The following is a 23,873-nucleotide window of genomic DNA, read 5'->3' as shown; positions in this document are numbered from 1 at the left end:
GTGGCAGGTGGGAGTGGGGCCGGTGCTGGTGCTGGTGCGGGTGCGGGTGCGGGTGCGGGTGCGCCGACCACGCGGCGACAGCTGATCCTCGCGGTTCCGGCGCTTCTGATCGGCATCCTCTCGGCGCTCGTGCTGTTCGCGCTCGACGAGCTCTCGGGGCTGCTCGAGCACGGCATCTGGTCGGCGCTCCCCGCGGCAGCGGGGCTCGATCCCTCGAGCGGGTGGTACATCTTCACCGTGCTGAGCCTCACGGGGCTCGCCGTCGGGCTCGTGGTGCGATACGTCCCCGGGCACGGCGGACAGGACTCCGCCACGAGCGACCTCATCTCTCCCCCGCAGCCGCTGCGGGCGCTGCCCTCGCTCGCCCTCGTGGCCGTGCTCGGTCTCGCGGGAGGCGTGAGCCTCGGACCCGAGAGCCCCATCATCGCCATCAACTCCGGGCTCTTCGTGGCCATCATGGCGCGGTTCCTGCCGAAGGTGCCGCCGCAGCTGACCGTCATGCTCGCGGCCGCCGGCACCGTGGGCGCGCTGTTCGGCACGCCCGTCGCGGCGGCGCTCATCCTCACCGGGGTCGTGGCCGCGCTCCCCTCCGGTGGTGAGCTGTGGGACAGGCTGTTCCTGCCGCTCGTGGCCGCCGGCGCGGGGTCGCTCACCATGACGCTGCTCGCGCATCCGACGTTCGAACTGGGGCTGCCCGTCTACGACACGGTGGCGCCGATCGACATCCTGAGTGCGGCGGGCATCGCGTCGGTGGCCGCGGTGGTCGGGATCGTGTGCATCCTGCTGTTCCGGGTGCTGCATCCGCTGTTCCACCGCATCGGGAATCCCGTGCTCTACATCACGCTCGGCGGAGTCGTGCTCGGCGCGCTCGGTGCCCTCGGTGGGCCGCTGACGCTCTTCAAGGGGCTCGATCAGATGGCGGAGCTGCTCGAGACGCGGTCGGCGTACGGCGTGGGGCAGGTGCTGGTCATCATCGCGATCAAGCTCGTGGCGCTCGCGGTGGCTTCGGCGGCGGGGTTCCGGGGCGGGCACATCTTCCCGGCGGTCTTCCTCGGAGTGGCGTTCGGCATCCTGGCCAATCTAGTGCTGCCCGGCGTGCCGCTCACGCTGTGCGTGGCCGCCGGGGTGCTCGGACTCGTGCTGGCGCTCAGCCGCGACGGGTGGATCGCGCTGTTCCTCGCCGTGATCGTGACCGGGAGCGTCGTCCTGCTCCCCCTCATGTGCCTCGCGGTCCTCCCGGCCTGGCTCCTCGTCTCGAAGGCGCCCCCCATGATCGTGGCGCCGCCGTCCCTGCCGGCCCCGACGGCCCCGACGACGCCCCCGCTGCCTGCGCCCCCTCCGGCCTCCGAGTCGGGTCCGAAACCGCACCCCTCGACCGCTCCGGCCCCCGAGTCAGGTTCGAAACCGCACCCCTCGACCCCTCCGGCCCCCTGAGCAGCTCGGAGCGCCGCACGTGTGCGCTTCTGAACCCGATCGCCTCCCCCGCCTCCGCTCGAGCCGCCCCCGCCCCCACTTGACACAAGATGTGCCAAGTCGGCGGTTATGAGCGCACCTACTGTCACGTGGATGGACCGTGGAGGGGAAAGACGCACGCCCACCTCACCCACTTGACACAAGATGTGCCAAGTCGCGCGTTTTGAGCGCATCTACTGTCAAGTGGATGCGAGGGGTGCGGAGTACGGGGCGGGCGTCAGCCGGCGGGACTCGGCACCAGCAGGCGGGACTCGGTACCAGCAGGCGGGCTCGGTGCCGGCGCCAGCGGGCGCGGGCCGGCGTCAGCGGGCGCGGGTCGGCGCCAGCGGGCGGTGCCGGCGTCAGCGGGCGCGAGACGGGGCGAAGGCGCGCCAGAGGATCTTGGCGTGGGCGGACTTCGCCCGGGCGACCCCCGCGTCGTCGCCTCGGAGTGCGCTGACCCACTCCGCGATGCGGCTGCCCGTGGCGCCGAGCACCATGGCGAGGTCGGTGACGCGCGGCGGCGGCACCTCCGCCTCGCGGGAGGGCATGCGGCCACGGCGCGCGAGGGTTCCGGCGAGATGATCGAACGTGAGCTCGGCGACACCGATGGCGTGGGCATTGATGATGGAGTGGGCTGCGCCCTCGATCTCCCACGTGCGCACCGCCGCCGCCTTCCGCGCCGCACGAGCGAGGCTCGAGTGGAAGCGCCGCGGCGACGTGCGGTCGTGCTCACCGCGGATGAGGAGCAGGCGGGCCTCGACGAGCCCGATCCGCTCGCTCAACCGGTAGCGCAGCATGTGCGGGAGCACCGTGAGGAAGTAGACGACCCCGCAGAGGATGTACGACGACAGTGCCGTGAGCATGAGGTGCAGGTTCTCGTGCACCGCCGACTGGGCGAAGCGGATGCCCTGCACGGCGACCGCACGCTCGGCCTCGTTGATGACGGGGCTGACGAGCACGCCGTGAGAGAACTCCGGATGCCGCACGAGCACCTCGGTGACGACCTGTGTGCCCATGGAGTGGCCGATCAGCACCGGGTTCTCGAGGCCGTAGTGCTCGAGCACGCGCTCGACCTGGTCGGCGAAGAAAGCCGCGGTGGGCTGCTCCTCGGGACGGCGGAGCCCTGCGAAACCGGGCAGGTCGAGAGCATAGACGTCGCCGTGCTGCGCCAACGTGGGCGCCAGGAACTCGAAGTACGTGGCCGCGACCCCCACCCCCGCGATGAGCACGAAGTCGTGCCCGCGGTGGGCGGCCTCCGCGCGCTCCCCCTCGCGCGTGACCACCTTCGTGACCCGTGTGGAGAGCGCGGTGCCGCCACGACCGGCATCGGTGCGCACGCGTTCGACGGTGAGCTCGATGGGCGGATCCTGGTCAGGCATCACCCCAGCATGCCAGGCCGGGTGCTCCTGGACGAGCGGCGGCGAGACGTGGTGGACGGGCGTAGCGTCGACGTCGGATGTGCAGGACTTGTCGGAGAGAGGGTGCGATGGCAGCGCGCGACGCCGGCTCGGAGAGCCCCACCGACGACGAGCGCTGGCTGGTGGTCGGCGGGCGGCGATGGCGGCGCACCGATCCCGCGTTGCCGGCCGACGTGGTGGAGCAGCTGAAGTCGCACCTCGGCCGCGGCCGCTCGGGCGTGGGGGCCGCGAAACGGCGCGACGAGCCGGATGCGGTCGCCGCCTCCCGCACGCGCGTCGGCCTCGCGAAGCACGGCCTCGGTGAACGCGGCCCCGCCTGGTGGGACGAGCCCGTCGCCGATCGGATCACCCGCGCCCGCGACGCGTTGGCGGCCCTCGCCGAGCTCGACGCGCATCCGGATGCCGAGGACGTCCGTCTCAACGGAGACGAGTCATCCGCCACCGGCTCCGTGCACACCCGAGCTGCGCGCACCGAAGTCGCCACCGCGGCGGCCGAGAGAGCGGAGCGCCGTGACCGGGACTGACAGCGGCGGCGAACAGGGCATGCAGCTCGAGACCGCCATCCTCGACCTGCTGGCGAAGCGGGCGCCGACCTCCACGATCTGTCCTTCCGACGCAGCGCGTGCCGTGGGAGGTGCCGACCCCGATGACTGGAGACCCCTGATGGAGCCCGCTCGTCAGGCGGCTCAGCGGCTGGTGGACCGCGGCGAGGTGGACATCACGCAGGGCGGCGAGCCGGTCGACCTCGCCGGCGCCCGCGGGCCCATCCGGATCCGCCGCCGACGCCCTGCAGATGACGACGCCGACACCGACAACGGCGCGACGGCGTAGCGTCGGAGGATGACCTGGAACGTGCGGCACCTCACGACGACGATCGACGCGGCATCCGAGGCGGTGGTGGCTGTCGCCGGCGATCCCGCTCAGCTGCCGCGGTGGGCGGCGGGGCTGAGCGCGGGCATCCGGCAGGAGGACGACGGGCGGTGGGTGACCGACTCCCCCATGGGCGAGGTCGAGGTGCGGTTCGTCGGGCCGCTCGGAGCCGGGGTGCTCGACCACGACGTCGTCTTGCCGAACGGATCCGTCACCCGCAACCCCGTTCGGGTGCTCCCGAACGACGAGGGCAGCGAGGTGGTCTTCACCCTCTTCCAGCGCACCGGCATGAGCGACGCCGACTTCGCCGCCGACGCCCGCCAGGTGCAGGAGGACCTCGACCGGCTCGCGTCCCTCTTCCGCGGCTGACCGCCGCCACCCCTCGCCGAGGCTGGGAGGAATCGACGGAGAACAGGCGGCCTGGTCGGAGACGACGGATCCCAGGCGCCGATCAGGGCGCGTGATCCGTCGTCTCCCAGAGGGCGCGGCTCGGGTCGTCGGTGGCTCAGCCCGCGAGGTGCAGCACGCCGTCGACGCGGCGCGGGATGCCCGTGTACGCGTCGCGGAGCTCCTCCGGCAGCGCCGCCTCCGGCGCGTTCTGCCACGCGATCGGCCGCAGGAACCGCCGCACCGCCGTGACGCCCACCGAGGTGTGCTGCGAGTTCGTCGAGGGCCACGGCCCGCCGTGCTGCTGCGCCCACGTGACGCGCACGCCCGTGGGGTAGCCGTTGAACACGACGCGTCCGGCGTTCGCCGAGAGGGTCGGCGTGAGGGAGGCGACCACGTCGGCCTCCGCGTCCTCCACGTGCAGCGTCGCCGTGAGCGACTGCGGGATGCGGCCGAACGCCTCACGCACCTCGTCGAGCGAGCTGTAGCGTGCCACCACGATGAGCGGACCGAAGCACTCCTCGGCGATCGACTCGTCGAGCGTCGAGGCCTGGGTCTCGAGCAGGGTCGGTGCCACGCTGAAGCCCTCGGGGGCGTCTGCCGGAGCATCCACTCCGCGCGCGATCTGCGACGCCCCGGCCGCGGTGAGGCGCCCCTCGATGTCGTCGAACGAACCGCGGATGCGCCCGTTCAGCAGCACCTGCGCGGGAGCGACCCTGGTGAGGTCGGCGAGGGCGTCGACGATCGCCTGCCCCGTGGCATCCGCCGGCACGAAGGCGATGCCGGGCTTCGTGCAGAGCTGGCCGGCCGATCCGGTGTAGGAGGTGAAGAGCCCCGAGGCGATCTCGTCGCCTCGGGCGGCCGCCGCCCCGGGCGACACCACGAGCGGGTTGATGCTCGAGAGCTCGCCGAAGAAGGGGATGGGGTCCGGCCGGGTGTCGATGGCCTTCTGCAGGGCCGAGGCCGCGCCGAGCGATCCGGTGAAGCCCGCCGCCTTGATGGCGGGGTGCTTGACGAGCTCGACGCCCGCCTCCTGGCCGTAGACGATGCCGAAGGTTCCTCGGGGAGCGCCCACGGCATCCGCGGCGCGCTGCAGCACCTCGTAGGAGAGCTTCGAGGTGAGCGGATGCGATCCGTGCGCCTTCACGACCACGGGCGAGCCGGCCGCGATGGCCGAGGCGACGTCGCCGCCGAGCACCGAGAAGGCGAACGGGAAGTTGCTCGAGCCGAACACGGCGACGGGGCCGATGGAGACGAGCATGCGGCGGACGTCGGGGCCGGGGCCGAGCGGGGTGTCCCCGGCGTGGTCGATGGCGGCCTCGACGAACGAGCCCTCGCGCACGGCCTCGGCGAACAGCGAGAACTGGAAGGCGCTGCGGCCGGACTCGCCGGTGAGGCGGGCGATGCCGAGGCCGGTCTCGGCGTCGGCGGTGGTGACGAGCTCGTCGCGCGACTCGAGCACGGCGGCGGCCATGGCGTCGAGGAGCTGCGCGCGGAACTCACGGCCGCGGCTCTGCAGCTCGTGCGCCGCGCCCTCGGCCCAGCGGGCGATCGTGTCGACGCCCTCGGGGGTCGTCGGCTTGAGGTCGGTGGCAGCGCTAACACCGGTGCGCGGATCTGTGGTGGTCAGCATGTCGTGTCCTTCGATGTGGGTGACTTGACACACGTTGTGCCAAGTGGGCGGTTATTCACGCATCTTGTGTCAAGTCGGCGGATAGGTGGAGGGGGTGGTGGGAGCGAGTGGTGGGAGGGGAGCCGGGGTGATCGTGGGGGCCGGTCGGGCGGTGGGCGTGGGCAGGTGGTCGGGCGGTGGGTGTGGGCAGGTGGTCGGGGCCGCTCCGTCTACGCGCTCTCGCGCGCCACCACGGAGAAGCCGAGGTCGATGGCCTGGGTGTCGGCCGAGCGGTGGGTCATGCGGGCGAGCAGCAGTTCGCCCGCCACGGTGCCGATCTGCCGGTTGGGCACGGCCACCGTGGTGAGGGTCGGCACGAGGTGGCGGCCGATCTCGAAGTCGCCGAAGCCCGTGATCGCGATGTCCTCGGGCACCCGGAGGCCCCGGCGCGCGCACTCCAGCAGGGCCCCCGCGGCGAAGACGTCGGAGGCGAACATGAGCACGTCGGTCTCCGGATGCGCACGGAGCGTCTCATCCAGCAGCCGCCGGCCGGTCTCGTAGTCGACCGTGGAGGTGCCGGAGTCGACGACCCGCACGGGTTCGCCGGGCAGCAGCGCCGCCACCGACTCCTCGAAGCTCGCCCGGCGGGCGGCGGCACGGAAGTCGCCGCGCTGCAGCGATCCCGCGAACGTGGGGTGGGAGTAGCCGCGCTCGACGGCGAACTCCACGACCGCGCGGATGGCCTCCCGGTTGGAGAAGCCCACCACGCTGTCGACGGGGTCGTCGCTGAGGTCCCAGGCCTCCACCACGGGAACCTTCGACTCGCGGAGCAGGTGGTCGGTGTTCGGCGAGTGGCTCGTACCGACGATGAAGATGCCGTCGGGGCGGCGGCCGAGGAAGGCCCGCACGAGCGCCTCCTCGTGGGCCGGCCGGTAGCCGGTCGAGCCGATGAAGAGCTGGTAGCCCTCGGTGGCGAGCACCTCCTCGAGCCCGTGCAGCGCATCGGCGAAGACCGAGGCCGAGATGGCGGGGATGATGGCTGCCACCGTCATGCTGCGGTTCGACGCGAGGTTCGACGCGGCGAGGTTGGGCACGTAGCCGGTCTCGGAGATGGAGGAGCGCACGCGTTCGAGGGTGAACTCGGAGACGAGTTCGGGGGTGCGGATGGAACGCGAGACGGTCTGCGGCGAGACCCCCGCGTGGCGCGCCACGTCTTCGAGCGTGACCGTGTTGGTCGAACGCCTCGACGGCGCCATCCGCGGCTGGATCACAGCAGGTTCCGGCTCGCCAGGTTCTTCATGAGCGAGCCGATTCCGAATACCCACGGCTCGCACCTCTCGCTCTGTTCGACCTGGTTCACCAGACTACCCAGTTCGGCCGACGAGATCCGCACGATGTCGCCGGTGTGATGGGTGAAGCCGCGGTCGGGCTCGTCACGGTCGACGATGGGGGCGAACATGGTGCCGAGCATGAGCAGGGCGCCGTCGGGGTACTGGTGGTGGGGGCCGACGAGCTGGGCCACGAGGTCGATCGGGTCGCGGCTGATCTGCGACATCTCGGAGCTGCCGTCGAGGTGGAAGCCGTCGGTGCCGTCGATCCGGAGCGTGACCGTCATGGCGCGGACGGTGTCGAGGGTGAAGGGGGTGTCACCGGGGGCCCCGGATGCCTCGGACTCCTCGTCGAAGAGACGGATGAACGGGCCGAGTGCGCAGGAGGCGTTGTTGTCCTTCGCCTTGGGCAGCAGGAGCGCCGAGCGCCCCTCCACGTCGCGGAGGTTCACGTCGTTGCCGAGGGTGGCGCCCACGATGCGGCCGGTCGAGCTCACGAGGAGGGCGACCTCGGGCTCGGGGTTGTTCCAGTGCGAGGTCGAGAGAACGCCGACCTGGGTGGCGGTGCCCATCGCCGAGAGGGTCGGGCCCTTCGTGAAGATCTCGGCGTCGGGACCGATGCCGACCTCGAGGTACTGGCTCCAGAGGCCCTCGCCCACGAGGTACTGCTTGAGGGCGATCGCGGCCTCGGATCCGGGCTTGACCTCGCGCAGGTCGGTGCCGATCTCGGCCAGGATGCTGTCGCGCATCTGCGCCGCCGCATCCGCGTCGCCCTTGACCCGCTCCTCGATGACACGCTCGATCATGGAGACCGCGAAGGTGACGCCGGCGGCCTTGAGGGTCTGCAGGTCGACGGGGGCGAGGAGCCACGGGCGGTCGGGGTCGCGGCCGGGCTCCGACGTGGCGGCGGCGGTGTTCGCGTAGAGCTCGTCGAAGCCACCGAGCCGGGCGGCTCCCACGGCGGCGGCGCGAGCAGCGGCGGCCGGGTGGGCCTCCTCGGCGAGGGCGCTCACGGTGGCGAAGGTCGCGCTGAGGTCGAAGACGCCGTCCTCGCGGATGAGGACGGGGCTCGGGCCCGCGACCGCCGGGTTCCAGACGCGCCCGACGAGGGTGCCGGCGTAGCCGTCGGCGGGGAGTGCGGCGGCGGCGTCGCCGGCCCAGGCGGTGGTGGTGGTCATGTGGGTCTCCTCGTCGATCGCGGGCCCCCACTTGACACAAGATGTGCCAAGTCGGCGGTTATTCGCGCAGGTTCTGTCAAGTCGGTGAAGTGGTGGTGGACGGAGGTGGGGCGGGGGTGGCCGGGGCGGGGGGTCAGCGGCGGTGGAGACCCGCGCAGCCAGTCAGCGGCGGTGGAGACCGCGCAGCCGGTCAGCGGCGGTGGAAGAGGCCCTGGCGCTTCTCGGCGAAGGCGGCTCGGCCCTCCGCGGCGTCCTCCGTGGCGAACGTGACCGTCTGGAGGTCGCGCTCGTAGGCGATCGCCGCATCCTGAGGCAGGTTGTAGGCCGCGCGGAGGTTGGCCTTCGCGGTCTCGGCCGCGATCGGCGGGCGGGAGGCGATCGTGCGGGCGAGCTCCTGCGCCCGGGCGACGAGCGATCCCGGCTCCACCAGCTCGGAGACGAGCCCCCACGCGAGCGCCCGGGAGGCGTCGATCGGGTCGCCCGTCATGAGCATCAGCGCCGCGTTGCTCGCTCCGATCGAGTGGCCGAGGAACGTGCTCATGCCTCCTCCGCCGATCCAGCCGAGCTTGATCTCGGGTGCCGCGAACGACGCCGTGGTCGACGCGAGGCGGATGTCGCAGGTCAGCGCCGTCTCGAGCCCACCGCCGAACGCGTAGCCGTTGACGGCCGCGATGACGGGCTTCCGCAGCAGCCGCAGGGCGTCGCAGTAGTCGCCGCGGTTCCGGAAGTCCCACGGCGTTGCATACGTGTCGAGCTGCCGGATGTCGGAGCCGGCGCAGAAGGCGCGCTCACCCGCACCGGTGAGCACGACCGCACGCACGGCATCCGACTCGTTCGCCCACTCGGAGGCCACCACGAGCGCATCCGACATCTCCTGCGTGACGGAGTTGAGCTTCTGCGGCCGGTTGAAGGTGATGGTGAGCACCTGCGCGTCGAGCTCGAGCAGGATCTCGTCGGTGCCGATGGAGGGAAGGCCGGTCGAGGGAAGGTCGGCGGAGGGAAGGCCGGCGGCTGCAGCGGATGCGGTGGTGGAGTCGGTCATGTCAGACCCTTTCGGTGACGGAGGAGTTCGAGACGTCGAACGCCTTCTGGAGGGCGGAGAGGCCGGACCCGATCGAGATCTCCTCCGCCAGCACGTCGCGGACGAGGGCGGAGGCGAGCGACTGGAACGGGATGTAACCCGAGTAGCGCGGCCGCACCCACGACTCGTCGATCGTGCGGAGCGTCGCCCGGTAGAAGTCGTGGCTCGCGGCGTTGACCTCGTCGTCCTCCCACGCCGCACGCGCCGAGGGCTGGCCGTCGTGCTGGGGGATGAAGCGGCGCTGCGCCTCGCCCGACATCAGCCAGTCGATGTGGTCGATGAGCGCGGGCGTCACCTCGGCGCGGGCGCTCACCGCGAGCCCGGTGCCGCCGATGGTGGAACCGCGACGGCCGCCCGGAGCACCCGTGGGCGCATCCGCGAACCGCACGGTGGGTGAGGAGTAGGTGACGTAGCCGTAGACGAGCGGGATGTAGGCGATGTCTCCGGATGCGCCGGAGCCGCCGGATGCACCGCCCGCCCCGGTGCCCGCCCCCGACAGCCGCTCGAGCAGCGCGATCGGGTTCTGCGCATCCGCCCCTTCGGGCGCCCTCGACGCGATCGAGCGCATGAGCTCGAGCACCTGCGCCCCGGTCTCGGCCGAGATCAGCCGCTCGCCCGGGTGCCGCCCTGGCTCCTCGCCGAGCGCCACGGCGATCGAGGCGAAGCTGAGGAAGGCGTGCGGCCCGGCGAGCGAGAGCGCCACGGGCGCGTCACCCGAGAGCGCGAGCGCCTCGACCTCCGACCACGTGGCGGGCACGTCGGCGGCGGGGAGCAGCGCCGTGCTGTGCACCGCGACCTGCGTGGCGGCGTCCAACGGCACCGCCCACTGGTAGCCGTCGGCCGAGTAGGAGTCGAACGACGGGCCGACGGATTCGCGCGACCAGCGTTCGATGCGCGCGGCGCCGACCACGGCATCCAGCGGCTGCAGCGAGTGCTTCTCGAGAGCCTCGCCGAGGTGCGGGTGGTCGAGCACGATGAGGTCGTAGTTCGCGGCGAGGTCGTCGATGGGGTGAGACTCGAAGTGCTCGAGGGAGTGGGCGCTCCAGGAGATGTCGAGGGATCCGGAGGCGGCCGAGCGCGCGGCCGCCTCGAGCGCATTGCGGCCGCGCGGGTGGTCCCAGGTGATGCCGCGGAAGCCGGTCACACCTGCTCCTCGATCACCGCAGGCTCCGCCGCCACGACCCCCGCCTCGACGAGCGCATCGGCGCGCGAGCCGAACCCGAGCTCCTCGAGGATCTCCCGCGTGTGCTCCCCGGTGAGCGGCGCCCCCCGGTCGATGCGCGCGGGGGTCTCCGACAGCTTGTACGGGAACCCGGGGGTCTTCACGAGCCCCTCGGTGGGGTGCTCGTACTCGATGAAGGTGCCGTTGTGCTTGATCTGCTCGTCGTCGACGAGCGCCTGGTAGTCGTACACGGGCCCAGCCCAGATGCCTGCCTCGGAGAACGCCGCCAGCCAGTGCGCCGACGACTCCGTGGCGAGCCGCGCGGCCGTGCGCGAGAAAATCTCGTCGCGGTGCTTCCAGCTGTCGGTCTCGGTGTCGAGGCCGTCGAAGTAGGGATCGCCGATGACCTCGCCGAGCGCGTGCAGCTCGGGCATGGCGAGCGCGATGTAGCCGTCGGTGGTGGAGAAGGTGCCGTAGGGCGCCCGGATGTAGACGTGCGCGTGCGGCTCTGCACCGCGCTTCTGGGGCACGCCGCCGACGGTGAACACCGAGAGCTCCTGCATCTGCAGCGTCGTGATGGCGTCGAGCATGTTGACCGAGACGAGCTGCCCCTGACCGGTGCGCTCGCGGTGGAACAGCGCGGCGAGCACGCCCTCGAACGCGGTCGAGGCGGTGACGGCATCGACCAGGTACTGCCCGGCGGGGGTGGGCGGATGCCCGTGGCTGCCGGCCGAGAGCATGGCGCCGCTCATCGCCTGCAGCAGCAGGTCCTGCCCGGGACGGTTGCGGTAGGGACCGTCCTCCCCGTAGCCGGAGATCGACACGTAGACGAGCGAGGGGTTGAGCGCGCGCAGCGTCTCGTAGTCGACGCCGAGACGGGCCGCGACTCCGGGGCGGTAGTTCTGCAGGAAGACGTCCGAGGTCTTGACGAGCTCGTAGAGGATCTCCTTGCCCTCGGCCGACTTGAGGTCGACGCCGATCGAGCGCTTGTTGCGGTTGAGCGAGAGGAACGAGACGTTGATCCGGTTGCCCGTGGCCCCGCCGGCGGCCGCGTGGCGCTGCCACTCGCCCGTGGTCGGCTCGACCTTGATGACGTCGGCGCCGAGGTCGCCGAGGCGCTGCGCAGCGAAGGGCCCTGCCATGGCGATCGAGCAGTCGAGCACGCGGATGCCGGAGAGCACCTCGGGAGCGTCGGTGGGGCTGGAATCACTCATGATGGGTCCTCGTCGGTCGGGTGCCGCATCCGTCGGTTACAGATGGCAGCGCTAACATTCTAGTGGAGATCGGGGTGAGGTTCGGTGGGGAGCTCGGCACGGTGGGCGGCCTACTCCGGCTGCGATCCGATGGCCCGGATGGCCTCGCGCACGGCGTCGGTCTCGGAGGCGCCCGTGAGCACGCGGATGCGCGTGCGGTACTCGCGGCTCTCGCCGTGCTCGAGGAAGGTCATCGAGCCGTCCTCGCGCGCCGCGCCATCGCCGCCCACATGGTGGGTGGAGGGCTCGAGGCCGATCGCGTACTGGCCGCTTCGGAGGTTCTGCCACTCGAAGAAGTGCGGCATGCCCGAGGCGGCCCAGCTCACCTCCACGCCGAGCGAGCCGTCGGCCGCGATGAGCGCCACCCGGTGGTCGCCGTCGGGGCCCGCCACGAGCTCGTGCTCGAACACCTGCTCCACGAAGCCCTTCTGCGGGGCCGGAAGCGTGCGGTACGAGACGCCCTGGTCGGCCGCCGAGTCGGAGGCCCACAGGTGCGAGGCCACGGGGGCCACGAACTCGGTGCCCTCGTCGACGAAGGGCCAGCCGAAGTTGATGTGATAGAGGAACATGTGCGGCGTGGGCTCGAAGCCGAGGTTGTCGACCACGTCGTGCAGGCGGATCTCGCGGCCGTCGAAGTCGAGCTCGATCGTGCGGGTGAGCCGCAGGTGCTCGCCGAACGACGTGGCCTGGATCACCTCGCCGACGACGCGCAGCACGGGTGAGCCCCCGTCGACCGACGGCACCTCGCGCGCCTCGAGCAGCCGGGCCGGGATCGCGGTCAACCGACCGTGCAGCCCGTGGTTGACGCTCTGCTTGGGCGGGTAGTTGTAGCGCGTCGCATCCACGTCGCCGCCGAAGAGCGTGTGGTCGAGACCGCCCGAGACGAGGAGGCCGTCGAGGGCGCGGAGCCAGGAGAGCCCGCCCTCGTCATTGTGCTCATGGAGGCCTGGGTGCCGGAAGCCGTTGCCCGAGCGCCAGCCGAGCGGCACGCCCTTGAACCGGGCCGAGCCGAGGTCGAAAGCCCGATCGACGAGCACTTCGAGCTCGAGGCCGGCCGCGGTGCGGAGGTCGATGGCGCGAACGCCCCGCTCCACCCCGTTGTCGAGCACCACCTGGCGGATGCCGGCGACGGCCGAGAGATCGCCCGTGCGCTCCGCGAGCTGCTCGTGCGTGAGGTCCTTGCCGAAGATGTTCACTTCATCACCCATCCGCCGTCGACGTTGATGGTCTGGCCCGTGACGAACGACGAGTCGGGCCCGACCAGGAAGGAGACCACGGCGGCCAGCTCGGCATCCGTGCCCCGGCGCTTGAGCGCCTGATGCTCGATCACGTGCGCCGAGTACTCGGCCGCGTCGCCCTGGATCTCCTCCGCCTTGGTGGGGAAGGCGCCCGGCGCCACCGCGTTCACTCGCACGCCGAACTCGCCGAGCTCGCGGGCGAGCGCCCGGGTGAGCGCCACGGCGGCGCCCTTCGTGGAGACGTAGCTGGCGAGGTTCGACCAGCCGCCGTTCCAGGTGATCGATCCGACGTTCACGATCGCCCCGGCCGTCTGACCGGCCCGGCCGCGCGCCACCATGCCCCGCGCCGCCACCTGCGCCGCGTAGAAGTAGCCGCGCTGGTTGACGGTGACCACGTCGTCGTACTCGGAGAGCGGGATCTCGAGGAAAGGGGTCGACGGGTAGATCGCAGCGTTGTTCACGAGCGCCTCGACCGGCCCGAAGTCGGCCTCGGTGGCGGTGATCGCCGACTCGATCGCCGCGGCGTCGCGGAGGTCGACCTCGAGCACCCGCACCGGCACCCCTTCGGCCTCCAGCTGGGCCGCCGTCTCGGCCAGGTCGACGCTCGCCCGGCCGAGCACGCCCACGGCGAAGCCGTCGGCCCCCAGCCTGAGTGCCGTCGCCCGGCCGAGCGCGCCGCCCGCGCCCGTGATGATCGCTACCTTCTCCTGCACGACTCTCCCTCTCGTTCCCGCTCTTTCGATACCGGCTAGATCGTGTACTTCTTGAGAATATCCGTCACGAACTGCTTGGCCCGGGGGATGTCCGACTCATCGAGGTGCTCGATGATCAGCGGCACGTTCGGGTTCTGCTCCGACAGCCGCTGCAGGTAGAGCTCGTAGTCGAGCGAGCCGAGGCCGGCGGCCGGCAGCTCGATCTCGCCCACGCCGCGGAAGGTGTGCGAGGCCAGCGCATCGTCGTCGCCGATGTCGGCGTGCTTCTCGCTCTTGTCGTCACCTGCGCGCTTGACGTCCTTCGCGTGGGCGATGCGCACGCGGTCGCCGAGGGTGTCGAAGACCTCGTTGAGCACGCCCGCCTGGTCGTCGATGTTCGAGGAGTCGAAGTAGTTCGTGGGGTCCATCAGCAGTTCGAGGCCGGGGGTGCGGATGTCGTTGAACACGCGCACGGTCTCACGGACCGACCCGATGACGTTGTTCACGTAGGTCTCGAGCAGGAACGTGGCCCCGTGGTCGTAGGCCTCCTGCGCGAGCTCGGCGAGCACGGTGCGCACCTGGTCGTAGGCGTCCTCCGAGCGGTTGTGCGGGTCGTGGTCCCACTCGCTCTCGGGGTTGAAGGTGCCCGACTCGGAGATGACGTACTTCGAGCCGAAGTTGCGGGCGTTGCGGATGATCTCCTTGAGGTACGCCACGTTCGCCGCGCGGTGCTCGGGGTCGGGGTGCACGATGTTCGTGTAGCCCGAGATGGCGGAGATCGGCAGGTCGTGGTCGCGGAAGGTGTCGGAGACGAGCTTGGCCTTCTCCTTGGTGATCTGGCCGGCGCTCAGGTCGAGGTCCTTGAAGTGCAGGTCGAGCTGCACCGTGTTGAAGCCCTGCGCGCGGATCTTCTCGGCGGTGGTCTTGAGGTCGTAGGGGTAGTAGGCGGTGAAGATGCCCAGCTGGATCATGGCGTCATTGCTCCTTGTTGTCCGGTGATGGTGGAGTGGTGAAAGAGGGGGTGGGTATTAAAGAGGTACGGGATCCGGGTCAGAGGGTGAACTCGTCGAGCCGCACCGGGCGCTTCTCGGCGATCGAGCGGTAGCCGGCCTCGATCAGAGCCATCGTCCTGACGTTGTCGGCGACCGAGAGCTGCGGGTCCGTTCCGGAGGAGACGGCGTGCTGCAGCTGCTCCATCACGCCGATGAAGGCGTGCGGGAACCAGTGCGTCTCCCAGGTCGGTGACACCCACTGCCCGTCGGTCGTGATGGTCGAGGCGTAGCGGATGGTCGACGGGTCGCCGGTGGGCCAGCCGATGGTGCCGTTGGCCACGCCCGCGGTGCCCTCCACGCGCCACTTGATGAAGAAGTCGTCGTCGTAGCCCTCCTCACGGGGGCCACCCCAGACATCCTCGACGCTCAGCGCCAGGAGGTCGCCGGGGAACCGGAGTGTGGAGACGACGATGCCGTCCTCGTGTTCGAACTCGGTGCGCGGGTCGCGGCGCACGACCGTGGAGATCTCGCTCGGGTCGCCGAAGAGGTAGCGCAGCGCGTCGAGATGGTGCACGCTCATGTTCGACAGGGTGAGGCGGTCGTAGCCCTCGAGGAAGCCCTGCCAGTGCGGCACCGCGTGCATGTCGATCTGGGCGAAGACGGGCTCGCCGAGCGCGCCCTCGTCGAGCAGCTGCTTGAGCGAGCGGATCGACTGGTCGTAGCGCATGTTCTGGTTGACCGAGAGCGGCTTGCCCGCCGCAGCCGCCTCGTCGCGGAGCGCGATGGCCTCGTCGAGGCTGAGCGCGAGCGGCTTCTGGGCCAGGATCGCCTTGATATGCGGCTGCTTGAGAGCCTCGCGGATGAGGGCGGGCTGCAGGTCCGGCGGGTACGCGATGTCGAGGATCTCGATCGACGGATCGGCGATGAGCTGTTCGGGGGTGTCGTGCACGGTCGCGATGCCGTAGCGATCGGCCACGGCCTGGGCGTTGGCCTTGGTGCGGGAGGCGATGGCGGCGACCGGGAACCCGCCGAGGCGGTAGGCCTCGAGGTGCTGGTCGGCCATGATGGCGCCGGCGCCGATGCAGCCGATGCGGTGCGCCCGGCTGCGGATCTCCACATCGGGTGTGAGGGTCATTGCGTCTCCTTATCGCGTCGTTGCGACGATTCGATCACACTAGCGAAGTGCGACTGATAGCGCTACTGGCAGCGCTGCCATGCACACGGTATCGTCGCCTGGAGCAGTTCGTCAACATCATGTTTCGAAGGAGAAGCACCATGCGATCACAGCACAGCAGACTCGGCCGGGGAGTTCTCGGCCTCATCGCCGCCGGCAGCCTCGTGGCGGGCCTCGCGGCCTGCAGCTCGGGGGGTTCCGGCACCGGCGGGTCAGCGGGCGAAGGCTCCGGCGACGCCGCCTCGGCCGTCGACTGCAACGTCGGCATCTCGATGCCCACGCGGTCGCTCGAGCGCTGGATCAACGACGGCGAGGGCCTGAAGAAGATCCTCGACGACGCCGGCTGCACCACCGACCTGCAGTACGCCGACAACAAGACCGACCAGCAGATCTCGCAGCTCCAGAACCAGATCGCGGGAGGCGCGAAGATCCTCGTCATCACCGCCATCGACGGCGACACCCTCGGCCCCGTGCTCGAGGAGGCCGAGAAGCAGGACGTGACGGTCATCGCCTACGACCGCCTCATCAACGGCAGCGACGCGATCGACTACCACACGGGCTTCGACAACGAGGCCGTCGGGGCGCTGCAGGCCGGTTACATCGTCGACCAGCTCGGCCTCGAGGACGGCGCGGGCCCGTTCCTGTTCGAGCCCTTCGCCGGCAGCCCCGACGACAACAACGCCCGCTACTTCTTCTCGGGCGCCTGGGACGTGCTGCTGCCCTACGTGGAGAACGGCCAGCTCGAGGTGCCCTCGGGCAAGGCGCCGGCCTCGAACGACGACTGGGCCTCGATCGGCATCCTCGGCTGGGGTTCGGACGACGCGCAGGCCGAGATGGAGAACCGCCTGTCGTCGTTCTACACCGGAGATGAGAAGGTGCAGGTCGTGCTCTCGCCCAACGACAGCCTCGCCCTCGGCATCGAGGCGGCACTGAAGGGCGCAGGCTACGCCGCCGGGCAGGACTGGCCGATCGTCACCGGCCAGGACGCCGACAAGGCGAACGTGCAGGCGATCCTGAAGGGTGAGCAGGCCATGACGGTCTGGAAGGACACCCGGGTGCTGCGCGAGCGCACGGCCGAGATGATCGCCTCGATCGTGGCCGGCGAGGAGCCCGAGACCACCACCGAGTTCGACAACGGAGCCACCACCGTGAAGTCGTACGAGCTCGACCCCGAGGTGGTCGTGAAGGACGACGTGCAGACCAAACTCGTCGACTCCGGCTTCGTCAAGGCCTCGGATGTCGGCCTCTGATGTGACCTGAGAACGGGACGATCACGATCGTCCGCAATTTTGGCAGCGCTACTGGTAGCGCTGCCATTTTTGCGCTACTGTGCCGAACACCCACTCGATTTCAAGGGAGAAATCATGCACAGAGCACAGCGCACATCCCGTTACGCGAAGGGCGCCGCGGTTCTCGCGGCCGCCTCCTCGCTCGCACTCCTCGCCGGCTGCACCAGCGCGCCGGCCGAAGGAGGAGGCACCGCCGACGCCGGAGGAGACGACGGCAAGTTCGTGATCGGCTTCGAGCAGCCCCTCGGCGGCCAGGCCTGGCGCGAGATGGGCCTGGCATCGCTGCAGGCCCTCGCCGCCTCACCCGAGTACGCCGACAAGGTCGAGCTCAAGATCGTCCGCACCAACGACAACGACGCCGCCCAGCAGAACGCGGCCATGCAGAACCTCATCGCCGACGGCGTCGACCTCATCCTCTTCGACCCCGCCTCCTCGAGCGGTGCGGATGCCGCCATCACGCAGGCCACGGCCCAGGGCATCCCGGTCATCGCCAACGGCGGCCCCTACGACAGCGACGACGTCTACGTGGTCTCGACCGACTGGGCGAACGCCGGCACCATCGGCGCCGACTGGCTGCTGGAGAACCTCGGCGACGACAAGAACATCGCCGTGCTCGAGGGCCTCGCGGGCGTGCCGCTGAACGAAGGCACCATGCCCGGCGTGATCGAGACGCTCGAGGGCGGCGGCGCCACCGTCGTGGCTCAGGACACCAACGGCTGGAACGAGGCCACCGCCCAGGAGGCGATGTCCAACATCCTGCGCTCGAACCCCGATGTCGGCGGCGTCTACTCCTTCCTCACCGGAGGCCAGGGCGTGCCCGAGGCGTTCAAGGCCGCCGGCCTCCCGTTCGTGCCCGTCGTCGGCGGCTCCGGCTACAACGGCGAGGCCTGCACGCTCGCCGAGTACGCCCCCGAAGGCCTCACCGGCAACATGGTCTTCGGCCAGCCCGCCATCTATGCGAAGGGCCTCGAGCAGGCCGTCGCGCTGCTCGAGGGCGAGGAGATCGAGAAGGAGCAGTACTTCCCGCCCCTCGAGATCACCGAGGAGAACGCCGCCGAGTACTGCATCGCCGACAAGCCGGCGAACTTCCAGCTCGGCTACGACTTCCCGGGGCTCGACCTGACCCTCGACCAGGTCATGGAGTTCTACTCGGGCTCCTAGGCCGAGGTTCTCTCCCTTCGCGGATGCCGCGGCGCGCGCCCAGCCGTCGCCGCGGCATCCGTGCCCCTTCTCGCCTTCCCTGAAACGGAGTCCTTCGTGACCGACCCCATCCGACCGGCCGAGCCCCTCCTGGTGGCCACCGACCTGGTGAAGAGCTACGGCCCCGTGAAGGCCGTGCAGGGTGTGACCTTCCACTGCAATCCCGGCGAGGTGCTCGCCCTCGTGGGTGAGAACGGCGCCGGCAAGAGCACGGTGGCCAAGATGCTCGCGGGTGCCGTGACGCCCACCTCGGGCAGCATCACCGTGGCCGGTGAGCCGCTCGCCTCCGGCAGCGTCAAGCAGTCCCGCCTCTCCGGCGTCCGCTGCGCGTTCCAGGAGCTCGCCCTCGTGCCCGACTGGACCGTGGCCGAGAACCTCTCGCTCCCCGACGGCGCGCCCCTCCGCGGCTTCTCGCAGAAGAAGTCGGTCGTGAAGGCGAAGGCCCTCCTGGAGTCGTTCCACCTCCCCCACATCGACCCGCGCGCCGCCGTGGGCACCCTCTCGCTCGCCGACCGGCAGCTGGTCGAGATCGTCCGCGCCCTCGCCGGCGCCCCCAAGCTGCTCATCCTCGACGAGGCGTCCTCGGCGCTCACCCCGCCGGGCGTCTCGTGGCTGTTCGCCCGTATCCGCGACCTCACCGCCGCCGGCGGAAGCGTGATCTACGTCTCGCACCGCCTCGGCGAGATCGCCGAGATCGCCGACCGCGGCACCGTGCTCCGCGACGGCCTCGTGGCCGGGGAGTTCGTGCGCGGCGGCTGGACCGACGACGAGCTCATCTCGATGATGGCCGGCCGCGAGGCCGAGCGCTTCTTCCCCTCCCCGCCCGCTCGCACCACGGATGCGGTGGCGCTGTCGGTCACGAACCTGCGTGCCGAGGGCCTGGCCGGCATCGACCTCACCCTCGGCGCGGGCGAGATCCTCGGCATCGGCGGACTGCAGGGCCACGGCCAGGCCGAGCTCCTGCGCGCCCTCTTCGGCGCAGCCCCCGCCGTGGCCGACTCGTGGACCGTCGGCAGCCGCCGGGTCTCCCGCACCAACCCGGTGCGCTCCGTGCGGAACGGCCTCGGCTACGTGCCCGAGGATCGGAAGACGGAGGGTCTCGCGCTCGAGATGAGCGTGGGCGAGAACCTCCTCGCACCCTGGTACCGTGCCTACCAGCTCGGCGGGCGGCCCCGGCTCTCGCGTGAGCGCGGCTGGATCGATGGCGTGCTCGGCGCCCTGTCGGTGCGCACCCGCGGGCCGAACGAGCTCGCCGGATCGCTGTCGGGCGGCAACCAGCAGAAGCTCGTCTTCGGGCGCTGGATGAACCGCTCGCGTTCGGTCATCCTGCTGCACGACCCCACCCGCGGCATCGACGTGCGCGCCAAGCAGGAGCTCTACGGCGCGATCGTCGACCTCGCGAAGCAGGGCGTCGGCATCCTCTGGTTCTCGACCGAGGTCGAAGAGCTCGTGCACGTGTGCCACCGCGTGGTGGTGCTCTACCAGGGCCAGGTCGCCGACGAGCTGATCGACCACCGGCTCACCGCCGACAACATCGTGGGCGCCGCCGTCGGCGCCACCGGCAGCATGGCGGCGCAGAACGCGTCGCCCGGCAGCGCCTCGGTGCAGAACGCGTCGCCCGGCAGCACCTCGGCCCAGAACGCCTCGGTGCAGAAAGCCTCCCTCAAGACCGAAAGGGCCGCCGGATGAGCGCCATCACCCCCACGTCCACCTCGACGGGCCTGCCCGCGCGGGTCTGGAACGGCACCGGTGTGGTGCGGCTCCGGCGCGAGGGCGCGATCGCCCCCATCGGAGCGTTCGTGGTGTTCTTCGTCGTCTACGTCATCATCAACCCCGAGCTGCTCACCCGGTTCCAGCTGCAGACCGCAGCCAACCTCGTGGTGCCGCTCGCGCTCGTGGCCCTCGGCCAGCTCATCATCGTGCTGGTCGGCGGGATCGACATCTCCATCGGCGCCATCATGAGCCTCTGCAACGTGGTGTTCGCCGTACAGCTGGAGACCATGCCGGTGCCCGTCGCCGTGCTGCTCGCCATCGGCACGGGCCTCGCCTGCGGCCTCTTCAACGGCTTCCTCGTGGCCTACGGCGGGCTGCCGGCCATCGCCGTCACCCTCGCGAGCGCCTTCATCTTCGGATCTCTCGCCCGCGAGGTGCTCGACCGGCCGGGCGGCGGCATCACGACCGAGATCTACCTCGCCACGAGCGGCGAGCTGCTGCCCTTCGTGCCGGTGTCGCTCGTCTGGCTCGCCGTCGTGGCGGTGCTCTTGTGGCTGCTCCTCCAGCGCACCGCGCTCGGCCGGCACATCTACGGCGTCGGCTCCAACATGGAGAGCGTGCGCGCCGCCGGGCTCAACGCGCGCCTGACGAAGCTGCTCGCCTTCGGCCTCGCCGGAGTCATCACGTCGCTCGGCGCGATGATGCTGGCCGCCTCCACGGTGACCGGCGACCCTCGATCCGGTGACCCGTACCTGCTCTCGTCCATCGCCGCGGTCGCCCTCGCCGGCGCCGCGTTCACGGGAGGGCGGGGCAGCATCATCGGCACCATCCTCGCCGCCTGCACGCTCGGCCTGATCGGCAACCTGCTGTTCTTCGCCGGCGTGAACTCCTACTGGCAGTACGTCATCTCAGCGCTCATCATCGTCGCCGTCGTCGGCATCCCCGTCGTCTGGCGCAAGGCCGCGTTCTTCGCGAAGGGGGCACGCTCGTGACCACACCCACCCCGTCCACCACCGCCGGAGCGGGGACGGCGGGCACTCCCGTCGCCACGGGTCCGCTCGGCGCCGCCCCCGGTCTCGCCGACGGCGGTCCCGGCCTCCCCGACGGCTCGGCACCCTCGCCCCGCGGCTCGCACGCGTCGTTCCTGTCACGGGTGCCGCGGAGCGTCTGGCCGCTCCTGGCGTTCCTCGTGCTCTTCGCGATCGGCGGCCTGATCCGGCCCAATCTCATCACGATCGACTCCCTCATCGGCACGGCGACCTTCGCGATCATCCTCTCCATCGCCTCGTTCGGGCAGACGATCGCCGTCATCCAGGCCGGCATCGACCTCTCGGTGCCGAACACGATCGGCTTCTCGGCGCTCGCGTTCCTCACGCTCGTGGGGCCCCTCGGTCCGGTCGGCGCCTTCGTGGCCGCCCTCGCCGCCGGTGCCCTGATCGGCTTCTTCAACGGAGCCGTGATCGCCAAGCTCGGGCTCACGCCCATCGTCACCACGATCGCCATGAACGGCTTGCTGTTCGGCGTCATCCTGCTGGCGTTCAACTTCTCCGAGCTCACCGTGACGCCCGACTTCGTGATCGCCATCACCTCGGCCAAGATCTCGGTCCTCGGCATCTCGATGCCCGCCGTGCTGCCGCTCGGGCTCGCGCTCATGGTGGTGCTGCAGCTCGTGCTGTCGTTCACCGGCTGGGGCCGCTCGCTGTTCGTGGTGGGCTCGGCGGCCGAGACCGCGCGGCTCGCGGGCCTGCCGGTCGACCGCATCCGCATCACCGGCTACATGCTGAGCGGAGTGCTCGCGGCCTTCGCAGGAATCGTGATCGTGGGCTACTACCAGCAGGCCTCGGCCACCATGGGCGCGAGCTACCTGCTCGCCTCGGTGGCGGCCGTGGTGGTGGGTGGCGCCTCGATCTTCGGTGGTCGCGGCTCGGTCGTGGGCACCGTCGGCGGTGCGCTCGTGCTCGGGCAGGTGTCGACGCTCGTGACGGTGCTGAACCTCGGCGCCAACATCCAGCAGCTCATCTACGGCGCGATCATCCTGCTCGTGATCTCGCTCTACGGGCGGCGCCGGGCGGGGTAGCTCCCGCAGGTCGTTGCGGCGGCCTGAGCGGTGGACCGCGCGGTGGCGAACGACGGAGCCCCGGCGCGTGGTGGCGCTGAGGCTCCGTCGTTCGCCACCGCGGCCCGATTTCTCCGTCGTCTCACCGGGGCCGCCGCCGTTGTTCGACCGGGGGCCGCCGCCGTCGTCGGACGGGGCCGTCAGCCGGCGTAGGGCAGCACCGGCTGGCCCTGCACCCCGACCTCGGCGCGGAAGACGGAGCCCGCCTGGGGCTCCGCGCCCTCCGGCAGGTTCTCGCGCGAGGTCGTGATGAAGAGGGTGCGGAGGTCGGCACCGCCGAACGTGCACGAGGTGACGTTCGAGACCGGGAGCTCGACCACCTCGCCCCGCCGTCCCGTGGCGTCGTAGTGGTGCACCGCCGATCCGCCGTAGAGGGCCACCCAGATGCCGTCCTCCGAGTCGACCCAGAGGCCGTCGGGAGCGCCGTCCTCCTCGGGGATCGTGACGAAGGGGCGGCGGTTCACGGGCCTCGCGTCGGTCTGCGGGTCCGCCACGTCGAAGACGTCGATCCGGCCCGTCTGCGTGTCGGCGTAGTACATCCGCTCGCCGTCGGCGGTGAAGCCCAGGCCGTTCGAGATCGTGACGCCGTCGAAGAGCGGATGCGCACGGCGGGCCGGGTCCAGACGCATCACGGCGGCGGCGCCCACCTCCTGGTCGTAGGCCATCGAGCCGCAGATGAGGCTGCCGTCGGGGGCGCAACCGCCCTCGTTGAGGCGCACGCCGTCGGGGGTGAGCGTCTCGGAGGTCCACTCCTTCTCGCCCGCCGCCGTCCAGAGCGTGATCTCGCGCTCGGTGGCCACGAGCCAGCCCCCCGCCTGACGGGGGCGCACCATGGCCGCGATCGGGGAGCCTGTGGGGGTGCGGGTCGCGCGGCCGTCGTCGTCGAGATCGACGAGGTCGCCGGTGAACATGTCGACCACGCGGAGGCCTCCCCAGCTCGGATGCCAGACGGCACCCTCTCCGTGGAAGGTGACGGGGTCGGTGAACTGGTCGGCCTTCATGGTCCCATCCTGGTGCACGCTCTTCGCGGCCGCTTCAGGCTGGCTTCAGCGGTGGTTTCGCAGTATGGGGGTGTTCGTCACTCCACGTCCCTTCATTCAAGGAGCAGTCATGCGCAAGAAGACCATCGTCATCGCCGGAGCCGCCGCGGCCGTCCTCGTCGTCGGACTCGGCGGCACCGGCATCGCCTACGCCGTCACCGACGGGTTCGAGCAGTCGGATGCGCTGACCGGGTCGGCCCTCGACCGCGCGAGCTCGGCCGCACTCGACGAGATCGGCGGCGGCAAGGTCACGAGCGCCGAGCGCGACGACTCGTTCTACGAGCTCGACCTCGTGGGGAGCGACGGGGTCGGGTACGACGTCGTGCTGGATGAGGGGTTCGGCGTGGTGTCGGTGGAGCGGGACGGGGCCGAGGACGCCGAGCGCGAGTCGGGTGCGTCGGACCGCGGGTCGGACGACTCGGGCACGGGCTCGGATGACTCGTCCACCGGCACCGGCACGGGCGACGCGCGGGACAGCGACGACCTCGCGGGCGAGGAGCTGCAGAAGGCCTCGGATGCAGCGATCGCCGCCGCGGGCGGAGGAACCGTCACGGATGCCGAGCGGAGCGACGACGCCGACCACGCCTTCGAGGTCGAGGTGCGCCTGGCCGACGGCACCGAGGTCGACGTCGAGCTCGACTCCTCCTACACAGTCACCCGCACCGACCGCTGATT

22 protein-coding genes are annotated in these 23,873 nt (G+C 70.8%); 10 read left to right on the top strand and 12 right to left on the bottom strand.

Annotated elements, in window-relative coordinates:
• A complete protein-coding gene (locus tag N1028_RS05410) occupies window positions 1-1,434 on the top strand; it encodes an ion channel protein (RefSeq protein WP_259525804.1) in 1,434 nt (477 codons plus the stop codon).
• Window positions 1,435-1,814: 380 nt separating this feature from the next.
• On the opposite strand, the gene N1028_RS05405 is transcribed toward N1028_RS05410, so the two are convergent.
• Window positions 1,815-2,834 carry an alpha/beta fold hydrolase gene (locus N1028_RS05405; RefSeq protein ID WP_259525803.1) on the bottom strand — a complete coding sequence of 340 codons (1,020 nt, stop codon included), beginning with the start codon at window positions 2,832-2,834 and terminating at the stop codon, window positions 1,815-1,817.
• Window positions 2,835-2,941: 107 nt separating this feature from the next.
• Here N1028_RS05405 and N1028_RS05400 point away from each other — a divergent pair, with 107 nt between their 5' ends.
• Genes N1028_RS05400 through N1028_RS05390 form a run of 3 tightly spaced genes read left to right on the top strand, consistent with a single transcriptional unit; the run spans window position 2,942 to window position 4,112 of the window.
• The gene (locus N1028_RS05400) at window positions 2,942-3,397 is read left to right on the top strand and encodes a biopolymer transporter Tol (protein ID WP_375163445.1); all 456 of its coding nucleotides are present in this window, start codon (window positions 2,942-2,944) and stop codon (window positions 3,395-3,397) included.
• Window positions 3,384-3,704: a DUF3253 domain-containing protein gene (locus N1028_RS05395; RefSeq protein ID WP_310795574.1), complete on the top strand. Its 321-nt coding sequence runs from the start codon at window positions 3,384-3,386 to the stop codon at window positions 3,702-3,704. The genes N1028_RS05400 and N1028_RS05395 overlap by 14 nt, the downstream gene beginning before the upstream one ends.
• A gap of 9 nt (window positions 3,705-3,713) precedes the next feature.
• Window positions 3,714-4,112, top strand: a complete 399-nt coding sequence (locus tag N1028_RS05390; protein ID WP_259525801.1) for an SRPBCC family protein — start codon at window positions 3,714-3,716, stop codon at window positions 4,110-4,112.
• 136 nt (window positions 4,113-4,248) lie between these two features.
• Here N1028_RS05390 and N1028_RS05385 read toward each other — a convergent pair whose 3' ends face one another.
• The 10 genes from N1028_RS05385 to N1028_RS05340 all read right to left on the bottom strand — a co-directional run bounded on the left by N1028_RS05385 (window position 4,249) and on the right by N1028_RS05340 (window position 15,801).
• The gene (locus N1028_RS05385; RefSeq protein ID WP_259525800.1) at window positions 4,249-5,763 is read right to left on the bottom strand and encodes an aldehyde dehydrogenase (NADP(+)); all 1,515 of its coding nucleotides are present in this window, start codon (window positions 5,761-5,763) and stop codon (window positions 4,249-4,251) included.
• A 209-nt stretch (window positions 5,764-5,972) separates the two neighbouring features.
• Window positions 5,973-6,998, bottom strand: coding sequence for a LacI family DNA-binding transcriptional regulator (locus N1028_RS05380; protein WP_259525798.1), 1,026 nt, complete (start codon window positions 6,996-6,998; stop codon window positions 5,973-5,975).
• An 11-nt stretch (window positions 6,999-7,009) separates the two neighbouring features.
• Window positions 7,010-8,248: a fumarylacetoacetate hydrolase family protein gene (locus N1028_RS05375; protein ID WP_259525797.1), complete on the bottom strand. Its 1,239-nt coding sequence runs from the start codon at window positions 8,246-8,248 to the stop codon at window positions 7,010-7,012.
• A 190-nt stretch (window positions 8,249-8,438) separates the two neighbouring features.
• Window positions 8,439-9,290: an enoyl-CoA hydratase/isomerase family protein gene (locus tag N1028_RS05370; RefSeq protein ID WP_259525796.1), complete on the bottom strand. Its 852-nt coding sequence runs from the start codon at window positions 9,288-9,290 to the stop codon at window positions 8,439-8,441.
• A gap of 1 nt (window position 9,291) precedes the next feature.
• Window positions 9,292-10,473 carry an extracellular solute-binding protein gene (locus tag N1028_RS05365; RefSeq protein WP_259525795.1) on the bottom strand — a complete coding sequence of 394 codons (1,182 nt, stop codon included), beginning with the start codon at window positions 10,471-10,473 and terminating at the stop codon, window positions 9,292-9,294.
• Window positions 10,470-11,705, bottom strand: a complete 1,236-nt coding sequence (locus N1028_RS05360; RefSeq protein WP_259525794.1) for a CaiB/BaiF CoA transferase family protein — start codon at window positions 11,703-11,705, stop codon at window positions 10,470-10,472. The genes N1028_RS05365 and N1028_RS05360 overlap by 4 nt, the downstream gene beginning before the upstream one ends.
• A 110-nt stretch (window positions 11,706-11,815) precedes the next feature.
• Complete coding sequence (locus N1028_RS05355) at window positions 11,816-12,952, bottom strand: aldose 1-epimerase family protein (RefSeq protein ID WP_259525793.1); 1,137 nt, start codon at window positions 12,950-12,952, stop codon at window positions 11,816-11,818.
• On the bottom strand, window positions 12,937-13,695 hold the full coding sequence (locus N1028_RS05350) for an SDR family NAD(P)-dependent oxidoreductase (RefSeq protein WP_259525792.1): 759 nt from the start codon (window positions 13,693-13,695) through the stop codon (window positions 12,937-12,939). The genes N1028_RS05355 and N1028_RS05350 overlap by 16 nt, the downstream gene beginning before the upstream one ends.
• 35 nt (window positions 13,696-13,730) lie before the next feature.
• The gene (locus N1028_RS05345; RefSeq protein WP_259525791.1) at window positions 13,731-14,645 is read right to left on the bottom strand and encodes a sugar phosphate isomerase/epimerase family protein; all 915 of its coding nucleotides are present in this window, start codon (window positions 14,643-14,645) and stop codon (window positions 13,731-13,733) included.
• Between the two features lie 79 nt (window positions 14,646-14,724).
• Window positions 14,725-15,801, bottom strand: a complete 1,077-nt coding sequence (locus N1028_RS05340; RefSeq protein WP_259525790.1) for a Gfo/Idh/MocA family protein — start codon at window positions 15,799-15,801, stop codon at window positions 14,725-14,727.
• Between the two features lie 140 nt (window positions 15,802-15,941).
• Between N1028_RS05340 and N1028_RS05335 the strand changes: the two genes are divergently transcribed.
• From N1028_RS05335 to N1028_RS05315, 5 genes are all read left to right on the top strand, one after another.
• On the top strand, window positions 15,942-17,090 hold the full coding sequence (locus N1028_RS05335; RefSeq protein WP_259525789.1) for a substrate-binding domain-containing protein: 1,149 nt from the start codon (window positions 15,942-15,944) through the stop codon (window positions 17,088-17,090).
• A gap of 114 nt (window positions 17,091-17,204) precedes the next feature.
• Window positions 17,205-18,290 carry a substrate-binding domain-containing protein gene (locus tag N1028_RS05330; protein WP_259525788.1) on the top strand — a complete coding sequence of 362 codons (1,086 nt, stop codon included), beginning with the start codon at window positions 17,205-17,207 and terminating at the stop codon, window positions 18,288-18,290.
• 96 nt (window positions 18,291-18,386) lie between these two features.
• Window positions 18,387-20,018: a sugar ABC transporter ATP-binding protein gene (locus tag N1028_RS05325; protein WP_259525787.1), complete on the top strand. Its 1,632-nt coding sequence runs from the start codon at window positions 18,387-18,389 to the stop codon at window positions 20,016-20,018.
• A complete protein-coding gene (locus tag N1028_RS05320; protein WP_259525786.1) occupies window positions 20,015-21,034 on the top strand; it encodes an ABC transporter permease in 1,020 nt (339 codons plus the stop codon). Before N1028_RS05325 ends, N1028_RS05320 begins: the two co-directional genes overlap by 4 nt.
• A complete protein-coding gene (locus N1028_RS05315) occupies window positions 21,031-22,119 on the top strand; it encodes an ABC transporter permease (RefSeq protein WP_259525785.1) in 1,089 nt (362 codons plus the stop codon). Before N1028_RS05320 ends, N1028_RS05315 begins: the two co-directional genes overlap by 4 nt.
• Before the next feature lie 179 nt (window positions 22,120-22,298).
• On the opposite strand, the gene N1028_RS05310 is transcribed toward N1028_RS05315, so the two are convergent.
• On the bottom strand, window positions 22,299-23,159 hold the full coding sequence (locus tag N1028_RS05310) for an SMP-30/gluconolactonase/LRE family protein (protein ID WP_259525784.1): 861 nt from the start codon (window positions 23,157-23,159) through the stop codon (window positions 22,299-22,301).
• Window positions 23,160-23,268: 109 nt separating this feature from the next.
• Between N1028_RS05310 and N1028_RS05305 the strand changes: the two genes are divergently transcribed.
• Window positions 23,269-23,871: a PepSY domain-containing protein gene (locus N1028_RS05305; protein WP_259525783.1), complete on the top strand. Its 603-nt coding sequence runs from the start codon at window positions 23,269-23,271 to the stop codon at window positions 23,869-23,871.
• Window positions 23,872-23,873: the final 2 nt, after the last annotated feature.

The sequence above is a fragment of the Herbiconiux oxytropis genome (assembly GCF_024979315.1).
GTDB classification, from domain to species: Bacteria; Actinomycetota; Actinomycetes; order Actinomycetales; family Microbacteriaceae; genus Herbiconiux; species Herbiconiux oxytropis.
Note: the sequence above shows the minus strand (reverse complement) of the source record. Positions and strands in the feature narration are given on the sequence as shown.

Coding starts and splice junctions, on each gene's coding strand:
- N1028_RS05405 (WP_259525803.1), bottom strand. CDS start 2,834: ATGCCTGACCAGGATCCGCCCATCGAGCTCACCGTCGAACGCGTGCGC.
- N1028_RS05400 (WP_375163445.1), top strand. CDS start 2,942: ATGGCAGCGCGCGACGCCGGCTCGGAGAGCCCCACCGACGACGAGCGC.
- N1028_RS05390 (WP_259525801.1), top strand. CDS start 3,714: ATGACCTGGAACGTGCGGCACCTCACGACGACGATCGACGCGGCATCC.
- N1028_RS05385 (WP_259525800.1), bottom strand. CDS start 5,763: ATGCTGACCACCACAGATCCGCGCACCGGTGTTAGCGCTGCCACCGAC.
- N1028_RS05380 (WP_259525798.1), bottom strand. CDS start 6,998: ATGGCGCCGTCGAGGCGTTCGACCAACACGGTCACGCTCGAAGACGTG.
- N1028_RS05375 (WP_259525797.1), bottom strand. CDS start 8,248: ATGACCACCACCACCGCCTGGGCCGGCGACGCCGCCGCCGCACTCCCC.
- N1028_RS05370 (WP_259525796.1), bottom strand. CDS start 9,290: ATGACCGACTCCACCACCGCATCCGCTGCAGCCGCCGGCCTTCCCTCC.
- N1028_RS05360 (WP_259525794.1), bottom strand. CDS start 11,705: ATGAGTGATTCCAGCCCCACCGACGCTCCCGAGGTGCTCTCCGGCATC.
- N1028_RS05355 (WP_259525793.1), bottom strand. CDS start 12,952: ATGGGTGATGAAGTGAACATCTTCGGCAAGGACCTCACGCACGAGCAG.
- N1028_RS05345 (WP_259525791.1), bottom strand. CDS start 14,645: ATGATCCAGCTGGGCATCTTCACCGCCTACTACCCCTACGACCTCAAG.
- N1028_RS05340 (WP_259525790.1), bottom strand. CDS start 15,801: ATGACCCTCACACCCGATGTGGAGATCCGCAGCCGGGCGCACCGCATC.
- N1028_RS05335 (WP_259525789.1), top strand. CDS start 15,942: ATGCGATCACAGCACAGCAGACTCGGCCGGGGAGTTCTCGGCCTCATC.
- N1028_RS05330 (WP_259525788.1), top strand. CDS start 17,205: ATGCACAGAGCACAGCGCACATCCCGTTACGCGAAGGGCGCCGCGGTT.
- N1028_RS05320 (WP_259525786.1), top strand. CDS start 20,015: ATGAGCGCCATCACCCCCACGTCCACCTCGACGGGCCTGCCCGCGCGG.
- N1028_RS05310 (WP_259525784.1), bottom strand. CDS start 23,159: ATGAAGGCCGACCAGTTCACCGACCCCGTCACCTTCCACGGAGAGGGT.
- N1028_RS05305 (WP_259525783.1), top strand. CDS start 23,269: ATGCGCAAGAAGACCATCGTCATCGCCGGAGCCGCCGCGGCCGTCCTC.